Consider the following 14,549-nt stretch of genomic DNA (forward strand, 5'->3'; position numbering starts at 1 on the left):
AACAGAATGTCACCTCTGTAGCCCCGGTAAGCGTAGCGCCACCGGGGAGAGATTGCACGCTTAACCGATGGTCATCAGGCTGGCGTTACCCCCTGCTGCGGCGGTGTTCACGCTGAGCGAACGCTCCACGTACAGACGCTCCAGCTGCAGGTTGGTTTCACCCCGGGCGAAGCCCTGCACGGAGACAATCGCCCCGCTGCGGGCCGCAACCTGCTCGCACAGCTCGCGCAGCTGGTCGGAATCACCGTGATAGATCACCGCGTCGAACGGCTGGCTGGTCAGCACATCAGCTTTGGCGAAACGAATCCGTTCCGTCACCGCCTTCGGCAGCTGCTTCGCCAGGTCACGGTGCAGGCTATCTTCCGGCCACAGCACTTCACACCCGGTCGCCATCGCCGCCGCCAGCTGGATCAGCGCATCCTGCTCGTTATCCGCCACGCACAGCACACGCTCGCGCGGCATCAGCGTCCAGGTGTTGCGCTCGCCCGTTGGCCCTGGCAATACGCGCTGGGTACCGGCCTGAGCCAGCTCGCCATACTCCTGACACAGCTCGCGCAGTTCAGGACGTTTTTCCGCCCACGCTTTTAATGCTTCCAGCGGCTGGGTCAGCACCGTTTTCACCTGGGTGTCTACCGCGTACTGCGCATCCTGACGCGCCAGGGTGACGCCCAGCGCATTGGCCGGACGGTTAGCCAGCAGGCGATAGAGGTACATTGGACCACCGGCTTTCGGACCGGTGCCCGACAGCCCTTCGCCGCCGAACGGCTGCACGCCGACCACGGCGCCGACCATGTTGCGGTTCACGTAGAGGTTGCCGACGTTGGCGCTGCCGGTCACCTGGGCGATGGTTTCATCGATGCGGGTATGCACTCCCAGGGTCAGACCGTAGCCGGAGGCGTTGATCTGCGCGATCAGCTGGTCGAGGTTGTTACGGTTGTAACGCACCACGTGCAGCACCGGGCCAAACACCTCTTTCTTCAGTTCATCGAAGCTCGCCAGTTCAATCAGGGTTGGCGCCACAAAGGTGCCGCTGGTCCACTCGCGGGCATCTTCGCTGTTCTCACGCACCGCCTGGTAGACCGGACGGCCTTTCGCACGCATCGCCTGGATGTGGTTTTCGATGTTGGCTTTCGCTTCGGCGTCGATCACCGGGCCAATGTCGGTGGTCAGACGGCCCGGGTTGCCCATCCGGCACTCCGCCATCGCGCCACGCAGCATTTTCAGGGTGTGATCGGCCACTTCGTCCTGCACGCAGAGTACGCGCAGGGCAGAGCAGCGCTGTCCGGCACTGTCGAAGGCCGAAGCCACCACATCCACCACCACCTGCTCGGTGAGGGCGGAGGAGTCGACGATCATCGCGTTCATACCGCCAGTTTCCGCAATCAGCGGCGTTGGACGGCCCTGGGCATCCAGACGGGTGGCGATGTTGCGCTGCAACAGGGAGGCCACTTCGGTGGAGCCGGTGAACATTACGCCGCGCACGCGGTTGTCGGCGGTGAGTTTGGCACCCACGGTCTCGCCGCGGCCCGGCAGCAGCTGCACGACGCCCGCAGGGACACCCGCTTCCAGCAGGATATTGATCCCCTGAGCGGCAATCAGCGGGGTCTGTTCCGCCGGTTTGGCCAGCACGCTGTTACCCGCGGCAAGGGCGGCGGCAATCTGGCCGGTGAAGATCGCCAGCGGGAAGTTCCACGGGCTGATACAGACCACCGGCCCCAGTGGGCGATGGGTTTCGTTGTCGAAATCGTCACGCACCTGACCGGCATAGTAGTGCAGGAAGTCAACGGCCTCGCGCACTTCGGCGATGGCGTTGCTGAAGGTTTTACCCGCCTCACGCACCAGAATGCCAATCAGCTGCTGCATCTGATCTTCCATCAGCACCGCAGCGCGCTCCAGAATGGCTGCACGCTCCTGCGGCGGGGTGGCGAACCAGATCGGCGCATTGTTCACCGCGCTGTCGAGAGCCAGATCCACTTCCTCTTCGGTCGCTTCGCGGACAAAGCCGACAATGTCTTTCGGTTCGGCCGGGTTGATCACCGGCTGCATTTCGCCATTGCTGACCGGCTGCTCCAGGATCGGTTTCGCCTGCCATTTTTGCAGGGCGCTGTTGAGCAGCGACGAGGAGAGCGATGCCAGACGGTGTTCGTTCGCCAGATCGAGGCCCGCGGAGTTGATGCGGCCATTGCCGTACAGCTCACGCGGCAGGGCAATCTTCGGATGGGGCAGACCAACCTGCCCCTCCTGGGCGGCCAGCTTTTCCACCGCCTGTACCGGGTCGGCCACCAGCTCATCCAGCGGCAGGGTGGCATCGGCGATGCGGTTAACGAAGGAGGTGTTGGCCCCGTTCTCCAGCAGACGACGCACCAGGTACGCCAGCAGGGTTTCGTGAGTACCGACCGGGGCGTAGATACGGCACGGACGATTCAGTTTACCCTCGGACACTTTACCGGTGACCTGCTCGTACAGCGGTTCACCCATGCCGTGCAGACACTGGAACTCGTACTGGCCCGGATAGTAGTTCTGACCGGCCAGCTGGTAGATGGCCGCCAGGGTGTGGGCGTTGTGGGTGGCGAACTGCGGATAGATCAGGTTCGGCACGCCGAGCAGCTTTTTGGCGCAGGCGAGGTAGGAGACGTCGGTGTAGACCTTGCGGGTATAGACCGGATAACCCTCCAGACCTTCCATCTGCGCGCGTTTGATCTCGCTGTCCCAGTAGGCGCCCTTCACCAGACGGATCATCAGGCGGCGACGGCTGCGGGTGGCGAGATCAATCAGGTAATCAATGACGAACGGGCAGCGTTTCTGGTAGGCCTGAATGACAAAGCCAATCCCGTTCCAGCCCGCCAGCTCCGGCTCGAAGCAGAGTTTTTCCAGCAGATCGAGGGAGATCTCCAGACGGTCAGCCTCTTCGGCGTCGATGTTGATCCCGATGTCATACTGGCGCGCCAGCAGGGTCAAGGACTTCAGGCGCGGATAGAGCTCTTCCATCACCCGGTCGTACTGGGCGCGGCTGTAGCGCGGGTGCAGGGCGGAGAGCTTGATGGAGATCCCCGGGCCTTCATAAATGCCGCGACCGTTGGAGGCTTTACCGATGGCGTGGATCGCCTGCTGGTAAGAAACCAGATAGGCCTGCGCGTCGGCGGCGGTCAGCGCCGCTTCGCCCAGCATGTCATAGGAGTAGCGGAAGCCCTTATCTTCCAGCTTGCGGGCGTTAGCCAGCGCTTCGGCGATGGTTTCGCCGGTGACGAACTGCTCGCCCATCAGGCGCATCGCCATGTCCACGCCTTTACGGATCAGCGGTTCACCGCTCTTGCCGATAATGCGGTTCAGAGAGCGGGAGAGGCTCGCTTCGTTGTGGGTGGAGACCAGACGGCCAGTAAACAGCAGGCCCCAGGTGGCGGCGTTAACGAACAGCGACGGGCTGCGGCCAATGTGTGAATGCCAGTTACCGTTGCTGATCTTGTCGCGGATCAGCGCGTCACGGGTCGCTTTGTCCGGGATACGCAGCAGCGCTTCCGCCAGGCACATTAACGCCACGCCCTCCTGGGAGGAGAGGGAGAACTCCTGCAGCAGGCTCTGCACCATGCCGGCGCGCCCGGAGGCCGTTTTCTGGTTACGCAGTTTTTCGGCAAGCTGATACGCCAGACTGTGGGCCTGGGAGGCGACTGGCTCCGGCAGACGCGCCTGTTCCAGCAGCATCGGCACGGCGTCGGTCTCGGCGCGACGGTAAGCGGCGGTAATGGCCGCGCGGCTCACCGACTGGGGCAGGATCTGCTCGGCAAATTCAAGGAACGGCTGGTGGACCTCTTCGATCGCCTCGGCGCTATCGTCGCTCTCGTTGGCGGCACCGGCCAGCAGGGCAGGCAGCTCTGGCAGGGCGTCGTCGCTCTCCAGTTTTTCCAGATAGTTAAAGATAGCCTGCTTGATTAACCAGTGTGGCGTGCGGTCAATTCGGGTCGCAGCCGATTTAATCCGTTCGCGGGTCGCATCATCCAGCTTAACCCCCATGGTGGTCATGCCCATGCCAAAAACTCCTGTGATTCAGTAGCGCTAGTGTAGTTAACGTGAAATATCCACTATGTTGCAACTTTGTGCAACCACGTTAAATGTGACCCGGTTTGCAAGCTGGAAAATGAATGGAATGTTACGTGATAGTTAACCGCAAAAAAGTTGTGGATTTTAGCGATCAACCCTGGTTTCATGCGGCGCTTAACACTTTTTGCAGGTGCAACCTCAAAAAACGTGAGCGAGTGCAACCTCCAGGAATCTGGTGTGAAACCGGGGATGAAATTCATGTAAATGCAGTGTTAAATCATTTGTGTCATGGAGGCGCATACGGCAGGATACGCGCGGCCAACAGAAACACACATCATCACCCTCTCGTTCCGGGGGTGTAATAAAGACGGTCAAAAAGGCTGTCGAACATCTTTGCGGAGTATTTAAATGGCAATTAGCACACCGATGCTGGTGACATTTCTTATCTATATTTTTGGCATGATCCTGATAGGGTTCCTTGCGTGGCGTTCTACCAAGAACTTTGACGACTACATCCTCGGCGGGCGAAGCCTTGGGCCGTTCGTGACGGCGCTCTCTGCGGGCGCGTCGGATATGAGCGGCTGGCTGCTGATGGGGCTGCCGGGCGCCATCTTTATCTCCGGTATTTCAGAAAGCTGGATCGCCATCGGTCTGACGCTGGGGGCATGGATTAACTGGAAGCTGGTGGCCGGGCGTCTGCGCGTGCACACCGAAGCTAACAACAACGCCCTGACCCTGCCGGACTACTTCACCGGCCGTTTCGAAGATAACAGCCGCATCCTGCGTATTATCTCCGCGTTAGTTATTCTGCTGTTCTTCACCATCTACTGTGCCTCCGGCATCGTGGCAGGCGCGCGCCTGTTCGAAAGCACCTTCGGCATGAGCTATGAAACCGCACTGTGGGCGGGCGCGGCGGCGACCATCCTCTACACCTTCGTAGGCGGGTTCCTGGCCGTCAGCTGGACCGATACCGTGCAGGCCAGCCTGATGATTTTTGCCCTGATCCTGACCCCAGTGATTGTGATCCTGTCGGTAGGCGGCCTGGGTGACTCCCTGGCGGTGATTCAGCAGAAGAGCATCGAAAACGTCGATATGCTGAAAGGGCTGAACTTTGTTGCCATCGTGTCGCTGATGGGCTGGGGGCTGGGTTACTTCGGTCAGCCGCACATCCTGGCGCGCTTTATGGCGGCGGATTCGCACCACACCATCGTCCATGCCCGTCGTATCAGTATGGCGTGGATGATCCTCTGCCTGGGCGGCGCCTGTGCGGTGGGCTTCTTCGGTATCGCCTACTTCAACAACAACCCGTCGCTGGCAGGTGCAGTAAACCAGAACGCCGAGCGTGTGTTTATCGAGCTGGCGCAGGTGCTGTTTAACCCGTGGATCGCCGGTATTCTGCTCTCCGCTATTCTGGCGGCGGTGATGTCCACCCTGAGCTGCCAGCTGCTGGTCTGCTCCAGTGCCATCACGGAAGATCTCTACAAAGCCTTCCTGCGTAAGGGCGCCAGCCAGAAAGAGCTGGTGTGGGTCGGTCGCTTTATGGTGCTGGTGGTGGCGCTGGTCGCCATCGCGCTGGCGTCAAACCCGGAAAACCGCGTGCTGGGTCTGGTGAGCTACGCCTGGGCGGGCTTTGGTGCCGCCTTTGGTCCGGTGGTGCTGTTCTCCGTGATGTGGTCCCGCATGACTCGCAATGGCGCCCTGGCGGGGATGATCATCGGTGCGGTTACCGTTATCGTCTGGAAGCAGTTCGCCTGGCTGGGCCTGTATGAAATCATTCCGGGCTTTATCTTCGGCAGCATCGGGATCGTGGTCTTCAGCCTGATGGGTAAAGCCCCCTCTACCTCAATGCAGAAACGCTTTGCGGAAGCCGACGCCCAGTACCACACCACCGCGCCAACGAAGTTGCAGGCGCAGTAAGTGACAGACACGCTATAAGCCGGGCTTGCCCGGCTTTTTTTATTGCTAATTTCCGTGATTTACGCTGATATCGCAGGGCAAATTACAATGAGGATAGCGAAGAATGAGATTTAAAAACGGGCTTGTGGCAGGCGCGATTTTACTGCTGGCAGGCTGTAATGCCCCCTCACACAGCACCGCGGACAACACCTGCAAAGCCGATAACCAGATGCAGCAAACCACCCTCTTTTTCGGCCTGAACCGTCCGGCAGGGGAGGCGATCACCGGCCAGGAATGGCAGCAGTTTGTGGATCAGGACGTGACGCCGCGTTTTCGTGATGGCTTAACGGTGTTTGATGCCCGCGGGCAGTGGCTGGGTAACGACGGAAAAGTGGCGCGTGAGTCGAGCAAGGCGCTGATGCTGATCCACGGTAAAGATGCGCAAAGTGAGAGCAATATCGAGGCGCTGCGCGGGATCTATAAAACGCGCTTCGCCCAGGAGTCGGTGATGCGCGTTGACCAGCCGGTGTGCGTGCAGTTCTGATAAGACCGGTGCGGCCTGTTTGCCGGGTGGCGCTAGCGCTTACCCGGCCTACTTATCCTGTAAGCCCGCGCAAGCGCAGCGCCGCCGGGCAACAAACTACAACACTAATCCCGCAAAGCTCGCCGACAACAGACTCACCAGCGTCGCGCCATACACCAGACGCAGACCGAAGCGTGACACCACGTTGCCCTGCTTCTCATTCAGCCCCTTAATCGCCCCGGCGACAATACCGATAGAGGCAAAGTTCGCGAAGGAGACCAGGAACACCGACAAAATGCCCAGCCCGCGCGGGGTCATCTCTACGGCAATTTTTTGCAGCTCGATCATCGCCACGAACTCGTTCGCCACCAGTTTAGTCGCCATAATGCCGCCCGCGTGCAGGGCATCGCTCAGCGGAATACCCACCAGCCAGGCCAGGGGATAGAAGACATAGCCCAGAATCTGCTGGAAGCTCAAGCCAAACAGGCTGGAGAAGAGAGCGTTGACGGCGCTGATCAGGGCAATAAAGCCAATCAGCATCGCCAGAATTATCATCGCCACTTTGAAGCCAGCCAGAATATATTCCCCCAGCATCTCAAAGAAACTCTGGGACTCATGCATCTTCTCCAGCTTAATTTCCGGCTCCGCTTCCGGGCGGGTCGGGTTAATCACCGTGAGGATGATAAAGGTGCTGAACATATTCAGGATCAGCGCCGCGACCACATATTTTGCTTCCAGCATCGTCATATAGGCGCCGACGATGGAGAGCGACACGGTGGACATGGCGGTGGCCGCCATGGTGAACAGACGACGCGAGGAGAGATCGCCCAGCACCCCTTTGTAAGCAATAAAGTTTTCCGACTGGCCCAGCGTCAGGGAGCTGATGGCGTTAAACGACTCCAGCTTGCCCATGCCGTTCACTTTCGACAGCAGGGTGCCGACTATGCGAATTACCACCGGCAGAATACGCCAGTGTTGCAGAATGCCGATCAGTGCGGAAATAAAAATAATCGGGCACAACACTCCAAGGAAAATAAATGCCAGCCCTTTTTCTCCCATCCCGCCAAAGACAAAGTTGGTCCCTTCGGCGGCATATTTCAGCAACGATTCAAAGAAGCCCGAGACATACTGAATAACAAACAGGCCGCTTTCGGCATGGAGGAAAAAGAAGGCCAGCGCAATCTCAATGACAATGAGTTGAATGACGTAGCGAATACGGACGTTGCGGCGGTCGAAGCTCACCAGCCAGGCCAGCGCAAGGATAACCACCAGCGCCAGCAAGAAGTGCAGGAATTGATACATAGTTGATTTTCAGCAGATTAATGAGGCGCATATTTAGCCACAGCCTGCTGAGAGCGTAAATGGGCATTTACGTTATAACTTATTCACCTTTTAGTCACTTATGTGACTATTTTCCCGGTACGGGTTTACATCCTGTCATCAAAATGCAGCATATTTCGCTTGTATTTCTTATTGCCGTAATGATAATCACTATCACAAGAATTTACCTTTCTTTGCATCAGTTGACGGCGAAAAACATTTAAGGTGTCGCATGTTTGTTCCATTCCTCATTATGTTACGTGAAGGGCTCGAAGCAGCCTTAATTGTCAGTCTTATCGCCAGCTATCTGAAACGTACCCAGCGGAGCCGCTGGATCGGCGTGATGTGGATTGGCGTCTTCCTTGCTGCCGCCCTCTGCCTGGGCCTGGGCATTGCCATCAACGAAACCACCGGTGAATTCCCGCAAAAAGAGCAGGAGCTGTTTGAAGGGATCGTGGCCCTGATTGCGGTGGTGATCCTCACCTGGATGGTCTTCTGGATGCGTAAAGTGTCCCGTAACGTCAAAGTCCAGCTGGAGCAGGCGGTGGACAGCGCGCTGGCGAAGGGCAAGAGCCACGGCTGGGCGCTGATCATGATGGTCTTTTTCGCCGTGGCGCGTGAAGGGCTGGAGTCGGTCTTCTTCCTGCTGGCCGCCTTCCAGCAGGATGTTGGGATCTGGCCGCCGCTGGGCGCGGTGCTGGGCCTGGCGACCGCGGTGGTGCTCGGTTTCCTGCTCTATTGGGGCGGCATTCGTCTCAATCTGGGCGCCTTCTTCAAATGGACCAGCCTGTTTATTCTGCTGGTGGCCGCCGGACTGGCCGCGGGAGCGATCCGCGCCTTCCATGAGGCGGGCCTGTGGAACCACTTCCAGGAGGTGGCGTTCGATCTTAGTAACGTCCTCTCTACCCATTCGCTGACCGGCACCCTGCTGGAGGGGATCTTTGGCTATCAGGAGACGCCGAGCGTCAGCGAAGTGGCGGTGTACTTTATCTATCTTATTCCGGCGCTGGCGCTGTTCTTTATGCCATCGCGCCCCAGCGCTCAGCCGTCGCGTACTGCGCCCTGAAGTGCTCATTGTAGTTACAACATACTTTTAAAAGGGAAAAGTCATGGCAATCCACTTTCGTCGCAGTGCATTACAGGCTAGCGTGGCAGCGCTGATCGTTTCTGCATTCGCCGCACAGGCCGCGGATGTTCCACAGGTAAAAGTTACCGTCAATGATAAACAGTGTGAGCCGATGACCATCACGGTCAATAGCGGTAAAACGCAGTTCATCATTCAGAACCACAGCCAGAAAGCGCTGGAGTGGGAGATCCTGAAAGGGGTGATGGTGGTGGAAGAGCGGGAAAACATCGCGCCGGGCTTTAGCCAGAAGATGACCGCCAACCTTGAGCCGGGCGAATACGACATGACCTGCGGCCTGCTGACCAACCCGAAAGGCAAGCTGATCGTGAAAGGTGCCGCCACCGCCGATGCCGCCAAAGGCGACGCGCTGTTGAGCCTCGGCGATGCCATTACCGCCTATAAAGCGTACGTCACTCAAGAGACCGCGGATCTGGTCGCGGGTACCAAAGCCTTTACCGACGCGGTGAAAGCGGGCGATATGGAAAAAGCGAAATCCCTCTATGCGCCGACCCGTCAGCACTACGAGCGTATCGAGCCGATTGCCGAGCTCTTCTCGGATCTCGATGGCAGCATCGACGCCCGTGAAGACGATTACGAGCAGAAAGCCGCCGATCCGAAATTCACCGGTTTCCACCGCCTGGAGAAAGCGCTGTTTGGCGACAACTCCACCAAAGGGATGGAGCAGTACGCGGAGCAGCTGAACAGCGACGTGCTGGAGCTGCAAAAACGCATCAGCGAGCTGGCCTTCCCGCCCTCAAAAGTGGTGGGTGGCGCGGCAGGGCTGATTGAAGAAGTGGCCGCCAGCAAGATCAGCGGGGAAGAAGATCGCTACAGCCATACCGACCTGTGGGACTTCCAGGCCAACGTCGAAGGCGCGCAGAAGATCGTTGACCTGCTGCGTCCTCAGCTGCAAAAAGATAACAGCGCCCTGCTGGAAAAAGTGGATGCCAACTTTAAGAAAGTGAATACCATTCTGGCGAAGTACCGCACCAAAGAGGGCTTTGAGACTTACGACAAGCTGACCGATGCCGACCGTAATGCCCTGAAAGGGCCGATTACCACCCTGGCGGAAGATCTGGCGCAGCTGCGTGGCGTACTGGGTCTGGACTAAGTTGATGAACAAGCATGACGAGTACGACGTGGCTGAACCTTCACGACGTCGGTTGTTAAAAGGGGTAGGGGCGCTTGGCGGCGCCCTTGCTCTGGCGGGTGGCTGTCCGGTGGCGCATGCGGCAAAACCGCAGAGTGCGCCGGGCACGCTCTCCCCGGATGCGCGAATGGAGACGCAGCCGTTTCACGGCCTGCATCAGGCCGGGATCTTAACCCCGCAGCAGGCTTCGATGATGCTGGTGGCTTTTGACGTGCTCGCCAGCGATAAAAGCGAGCTGGAGCGCCTGTTCCGCCTCCTGACCCAGCGCATTACTTTTCTGACCACCGGCGGCCCGGCACCTGAGACGCCGAACCCGCGTCTGCCGCCGATGGATTCCGGTATTCTGGGGAGCTATATCGCCCCGGATAACCTCACCATGACGGTGTCGCTGGGAGCCTCGCTGTTTGATGACCGCTTTGGTCTGGCGGCGCAGAAACCGAAATCGTTGCAGAAGATGGTGCGCTTCCCGAATGACTCCCTGGATGCGGCGTTGTGCCATGGCGATCTGCTGATCCAGATCTGCGCCAATACCCAGGACACGGTGATCCACGCCCTGCGGGATCTCATCAAGCACACCCCGGATCTGTTAAGCGTGCGCTGGAAGCGGGAAGGGTTTATCTCTGACCACGCCGCGCGCAGCAAAGGCAAAGAGACCCCGGTGAACCTGCTCGGCTTTAAGGATGGCACCGCCAACCCCAACAGCCAGGATGGGCCATTAATGGATCGGGTGGTGTGGGTGACCGCCGATCAGGGCGAACCGGCCTGGGCGGTGGGCGGCAGCTATCAGGCTGTACGCATTATTCAGTTCCGCGTGGAGTTCTGGGACCGGACGCCGCTGAAAGAACAGCAGACCATTTTTGGCCGCGACAAGCAGAGCGGTGCGCCGCTGGGCATGAAGAACGAGCACGACGTGCCGGATTACGCCAGCGACCCGGAGGGCAATGTTATCGCCCTCGACAGTCATATCCGCCTCGCCAACCCGCGCACTCAGGAGACCGAACAAAACCTGATGATGCGCCGGGGCTACAGCTACTCGCTGGGGGTGACCAATTCCGGTCAGCTGGATATGGGGCTGCTGTTTGTCTGTTTCCAGCACGATCTGGAGAAGGGCTTTTTGACCGTGCAGAAACGCCTGAACGGCGAGGCGCTGGAAGAGTACGTCAAACCCATTGGCGGAGGCTACTTCTTTGCGCTGCCTGGCGTACAGGATAAAAACGGCTGGCTTGCTCAGGGGCTGCTTGAGGCCTGAATACCGTCCCGCTTACCCCTTAAGCGGGACAGTTTTTTTCTCGTCCCGCTATCTCTTTGTTATAATTCTGTAATATCCCCATAGCAGACTAAGTATCGCTGTCAGGCGAATCTTAAAAGTTGCATTCAGGTAAAAATAATGTTGCATTCATGCTAAATCCTGATGTACTTAAATTAAGAAAGCGGTAAACCTTACAGTGAACATGAATCACTCTGGAGATCGCGAATGGTTGGGTCCTCAACTGGACATGGTAAACGCAACAACCGCAGCACACGGCGCGGAGGCCCACACTCCGGCAGCGATCTCTTCACCGAAAAATTCTCCCCCTCCACAGCAAATCCTGATTTTTCCGACCTGACGAATGGTGAGCATAGCGATTCGGCCGGGTCATTTAACCAAGCAAGCTATGGCTTAGAAGGAAGCCAACCCTCAGATGTTTGTTCGCCTAATCGCACCGACTCTGGTGCGAGTGATGAATACCAACAACTCAAGGTGCTATCCATGGGAAGACAAAAAGCAGTGATCAAAGCTCGTCGTGAAGCAAAACGTGTGCTGAGACGGGATTCACGTAGCCATAAACAGCGTGAAGAAGAGTCGGTCACCTCGCTTGTGCAGATGAGTGGTGTTGAAGCAATTGGCATGGCGCGGGACTGCCGTGATACAACTCCAATTGCGGCACGCAACGACGCTCAGGCGCAGTACCTGAATGCTATTGAGAATAAGTCGCTTATTTTCGCCACCGGTGAAGCCGGGTGTGGGAAAACGTGGATAAGTGCAGCCAAAGCGGCAGAGGCTCTGATTCACAAAGATGTCGACAAGATCATTGTCACCCGGCCGGTGTTGCAGGCCGATGAAGATCTCGGCTTCTTGCCCGGTGATATTTCGGAGAAATTTGCGCCGTATTTCCGGCCCGTTTATGACGTGCTGGTGAAGCGTCTGGGGGCCTCTTTTATGCAGTACTGCCTGCGTCCCGAAATCGGTAAGGTTGAAATTGCGCCGTTCGCCTATATGCGCGGACGTACATTTGAAAATGCAGTTGTGATTCTCGACGAGGCTCAGAACGTAACTGCTGCGCAAATGAAGATGTTCTTAACGCGCCTCGGGGAGAACGTGACGGTTATCGTCAATGGCGATATCACCCAGTGCGACCTGCCGGCGGGGGTTCCGTCCGGGCTGAGCGACGCGCTGGCACGTTTTGAGGAAGATGAGATGGTGGGCATTGTGCGTTTCAATAAAGACGATTGCGTGCGCTCGGCGCTGTGCCAGCGGACGCTGCAGGTCTATTCCCGGTAATGGTATAACCTTCTCGTTTTACTTTCTTCTGCAATCCCTTCCCGGCGCAATGCCGGGAAGCTGCGTCTGTCAAAACACTTCTGTGGGGTTGTCTATTTAAAGATCACATTATGATGATGTCATACTTATTTCGTATAGAAAATGCCGGGTATTACGCAACGTTTTGCTGTATCTATAAGTCTTAACGTTAATTCAAATGGGCTTTTTAATAAAAAATGCAGAAGTGTGATATTAAATCATAATACCCACAAAATATGTATGAAAATCATGAGCAGGCTAATTATAAATAATCAATTAAACGTGAATGTTGTCACAATTCATTACTGCCACGCGAATATTAAGTTGGTCTCTTTCGGGCTATTATCTATGTTTCGTAGTAATCCAAACACAATTCTATAAAGAAACTTCCAGGGAATCCGTTTTCTCTGGACCATCACGCTGAGGGCCATACATGAACGAACTGGTTGGTGCAATTAATGGTGTTATCTGGAGCCCGGCGTTAATATTTTTATGCCTGGGTGTCGGCCTCTATTTCTCACTGCGTAGTCGCTTTCTGCAATTACGCCATGTTAAACATATGGTCGCGCTGATGTTTCAGGGGCGCGCCACCGATGCAGGGGTGTCGTCGTTTCAGGCACTGACGATGACGCTGGCAGGACGTGTGGGGACCGGGAATATTGCCGGCGTAGCGACCGCCATTACCTTTGGTGGTCCTGGCGCGCTGTTCTGGATGTGGATGGTAGCCTTTTTGGGTGCCAGCTCTGCTTTTGTTGAATCCACGCTGGGTCAGGTTTATAAAGAGAAAATTAACGGTGAATATCGTGGCGGTCCTGCCTTTTATATTGAAAAAGGGCTGGGCGTAAAATGGTATGCATGGTTATTTGCTGTAGTGACTATTTTCTCCTGCGGCTTATTACTTCCAGGCGTACAGGCAAACTCTATTGGTGCCAGCCTGGATATTGCCTTCGGACTTAATCCGAATGTTACCGCCGCAATATTGGCCATACTGTTAAGCTTCATTATTTTCGGTGGTGTAAAAAGGATCGCCAGCTTTAGCAGCATGGTCGTTCCTTTTATGGCGCTCGGTTATATTATTGTGGCCTGCGTTATTATCGCCATTAATATTGAACAGCTTCCTTCCGTTATTCTGCTGATCTGGAAAAGTGCATTTGGCCTCGAAGCGGGCTTTGGCGCCGTTCTGGGGCAGGCGATCATGTGGGGCGTTAAGCGCGGGGTTTATTCCAACGAAGCGGCGCAGGGTACAGGGCCACATGCTTCATCAGCGGCCGAAGTCAGTCATCCGGCGAAACAGGGGCTGGTTCAGGCTTTCTCAGTCTATATCGACACGCTGTTCGTCTGCTCCGCTACCGGTTTTATGCTGTTGATCACCGGCTTGTATAATGTTCAGGGCGTTGATGGCGCGGCAATCTACACCGGCATCGCAGGTGTGGCAGCAGGCCCTGGCTATGTGCAGACCGCGATGGAAAGTATGATGCCTGGTTTTGGTAACTACTTTGTCGCCATTGCGCTGTTCTTCTTTGCCTTCACCACTATTATTGCCTACTACTATATTGCTGAAACAAATATTGCCTTTATCAACCGCAAAATTAACCGCCCATGGCTGACGTTCTTGCTGAAAATATTCCTGTTAACCTCCACGGTATATGGCACCGTGCGTACTGCGGAGCTGGCATGGGGTCTGGGCGATATTGGGGTCGGGTTGATGGCGTGGCTTAACATTATTGCAATTGTTCTTTTACATAAAAAAGCATTTGCCAGCCTTAAAGATTATGAAACGCAGAAAGCGCAAGGTATCGATCCACAATTTGACCCGATCCGGCTTGGGATTAAAAATGCCGATCACTGGGTTAAGGAACGTAAAGATGAAAAAGGTGTGAACCCGGATCAGACATCTTCTCTGCCGGGAGGCCGTACAATAAGCTGATGGCGCGAAAAA

Annotated in this window: 9 protein-coding genes; 7 read left to right on the forward strand and 2 right to left on the reverse strand. The window is 56.6% G+C overall.

Translation table 11 applies throughout. The annotated features are described in order from the left end of the window. Positions 1-60: 60 nt before the first annotated feature. A complete protein-coding gene (gene putA / locus GNG29_RS08325; RefSeq protein WP_156654260.1) occupies positions 61-4,023 on the reverse strand; it encodes a trifunctional transcriptional regulator/proline dehydrogenase/L-glutamate gamma-semialdehyde dehydrogenase in 3,963 nt (1,320 codons plus the stop codon). 420 nt (positions 4,024-4,443) lie between these two features. Here putA and putP point away from each other — a divergent pair, with 420 nt between their 5' ends. Both putP and GNG29_RS08335 read left to right on the forward strand, forming a co-directional pair. Next, the gene (gene putP / locus GNG29_RS08330) at positions 4,444-5,952 is read left to right on the forward strand and encodes a sodium/proline symporter PutP (protein WP_103179028.1); all 1,509 of its coding nucleotides are present in this window, start codon (positions 4,444-4,446) and stop codon (positions 5,950-5,952) included. 103 nt (positions 5,953-6,055) lie between these two features. Next, entirely contained in the window at positions 6,056-6,475 is a 420-nt protein-coding gene (locus GNG29_RS08335) for a DUF3574 domain-containing protein (RefSeq protein ID WP_156654261.1), read from the forward strand. 96 nt (positions 6,476-6,571) lie between these two features. Here the strand turns inward: GNG29_RS08335 and GNG29_RS08340 are convergent, their stop codons facing one another. Beyond that, a complete protein-coding gene (locus tag GNG29_RS08340; protein WP_156654262.1) occupies positions 6,572-7,756 on the reverse strand; it encodes a NupC/NupG family nucleoside CNT transporter in 1,185 nt (394 codons plus the stop codon). A gap of 250 nt (positions 7,757-8,006) precedes the next feature. Here GNG29_RS08340 and efeU point away from each other — a divergent pair, with 250 nt between their 5' ends. From efeU to GNG29_RS08365, 5 genes are all read left to right on the forward strand, one after another. Beyond that, positions 8,007-8,840: an iron uptake transporter permease EfeU gene (gene efeU, locus GNG29_RS08345; RefSeq protein ID WP_156654263.1), complete on the forward strand. Its 834-nt coding sequence runs from the start codon at positions 8,007-8,009 to the stop codon at positions 8,838-8,840. A gap of 43 nt (positions 8,841-8,883) precedes the next feature. Next, a complete protein-coding gene (gene efeO, locus GNG29_RS08350; RefSeq protein ID WP_156654264.1) occupies positions 8,884-10,011 on the forward strand; it encodes an iron uptake system protein EfeO in 1,128 nt (375 codons plus the stop codon). Positions 10,012-10,015: 4 nt separating this feature from the next. Then, positions 10,016-11,299 (forward strand): iron uptake transporter deferrochelatase/peroxidase subunit, encoded by a 1,284-nt coding sequence (gene efeB, locus GNG29_RS08355; RefSeq protein WP_103823669.1) that lies wholly within the window; start codon positions 10,016-10,018, stop codon positions 11,297-11,299. A 501-nt stretch (positions 11,300-11,800) separates the two neighbouring features. Further along, complete coding sequence (phoH, locus tag GNG29_RS08360) at positions 11,801-12,592, forward strand: phosphate starvation-inducible protein PhoH (RefSeq protein ID WP_168192048.1); 792 nt, start codon at positions 11,801-11,803, stop codon at positions 12,590-12,592. Positions 12,593-13,043: 451 nt separating this feature from the next. Beyond that, positions 13,044-14,537 (forward strand): sodium:alanine symporter family protein, encoded by a 1,494-nt coding sequence (locus GNG29_RS08365; protein WP_156654265.1) that lies wholly within the window; start codon positions 13,044-13,046, stop codon positions 14,535-14,537. Positions 14,538-14,549: the final 12 nt, after the last annotated feature.

Origin of the sequence: Leclercia sp. Colony189 (genome assembly GCF_009740165.1) — a bacterium.
In the GTDB taxonomy this organism is placed as follows: domain Bacteria; phylum Pseudomonadota; class Gammaproteobacteria; order Enterobacterales; family Enterobacteriaceae; genus Enterobacter.

Coding starts and splice junctions, on each gene's coding strand:
- GNG29_RS08335 (WP_156654261.1), top strand. CDS start 6,056: ATGAGATTTAAAAACGGGCTTGTGGCAGGCGCGATTTTACTGCTGGCA.
- efeB (WP_103823669.1), top strand. CDS start 10,016: ATGAACAAGCATGACGAGTACGACGTGGCTGAACCTTCACGACGTCGG.
- efeO (WP_156654264.1), top strand. CDS start 8,884: ATGGCAATCCACTTTCGTCGCAGTGCATTACAGGCTAGCGTGGCAGCG.
- GNG29_RS08365 (WP_156654265.1), top strand. CDS start 13,044: ATGAACGAACTGGTTGGTGCAATTAATGGTGTTATCTGGAGCCCGGCG.
- putP (WP_103179028.1), top strand. CDS start 4,444: ATGGCAATTAGCACACCGATGCTGGTGACATTTCTTATCTATATTTTT.
- putA (WP_156654260.1), bottom strand. CDS start 4,023: ATGGGCATGACCACCATGGGGGTTAAGCTGGATGATGCGACCCGCGAA.
- GNG29_RS08340 (WP_156654262.1), bottom strand. CDS start 7,756: ATGTATCAATTCCTGCACTTCTTGCTGGCGCTGGTGGTTATCCTTGCG.
- phoH (WP_168192048.1), top strand. CDS start 11,801: ATGGGAAGACAAAAAGCAGTGATCAAAGCTCGTCGTGAAGCAAAACGT.
- efeU (WP_156654263.1), top strand. CDS start 8,007: ATGTTTGTTCCATTCCTCATTATGTTACGTGAAGGGCTCGAAGCAGCC.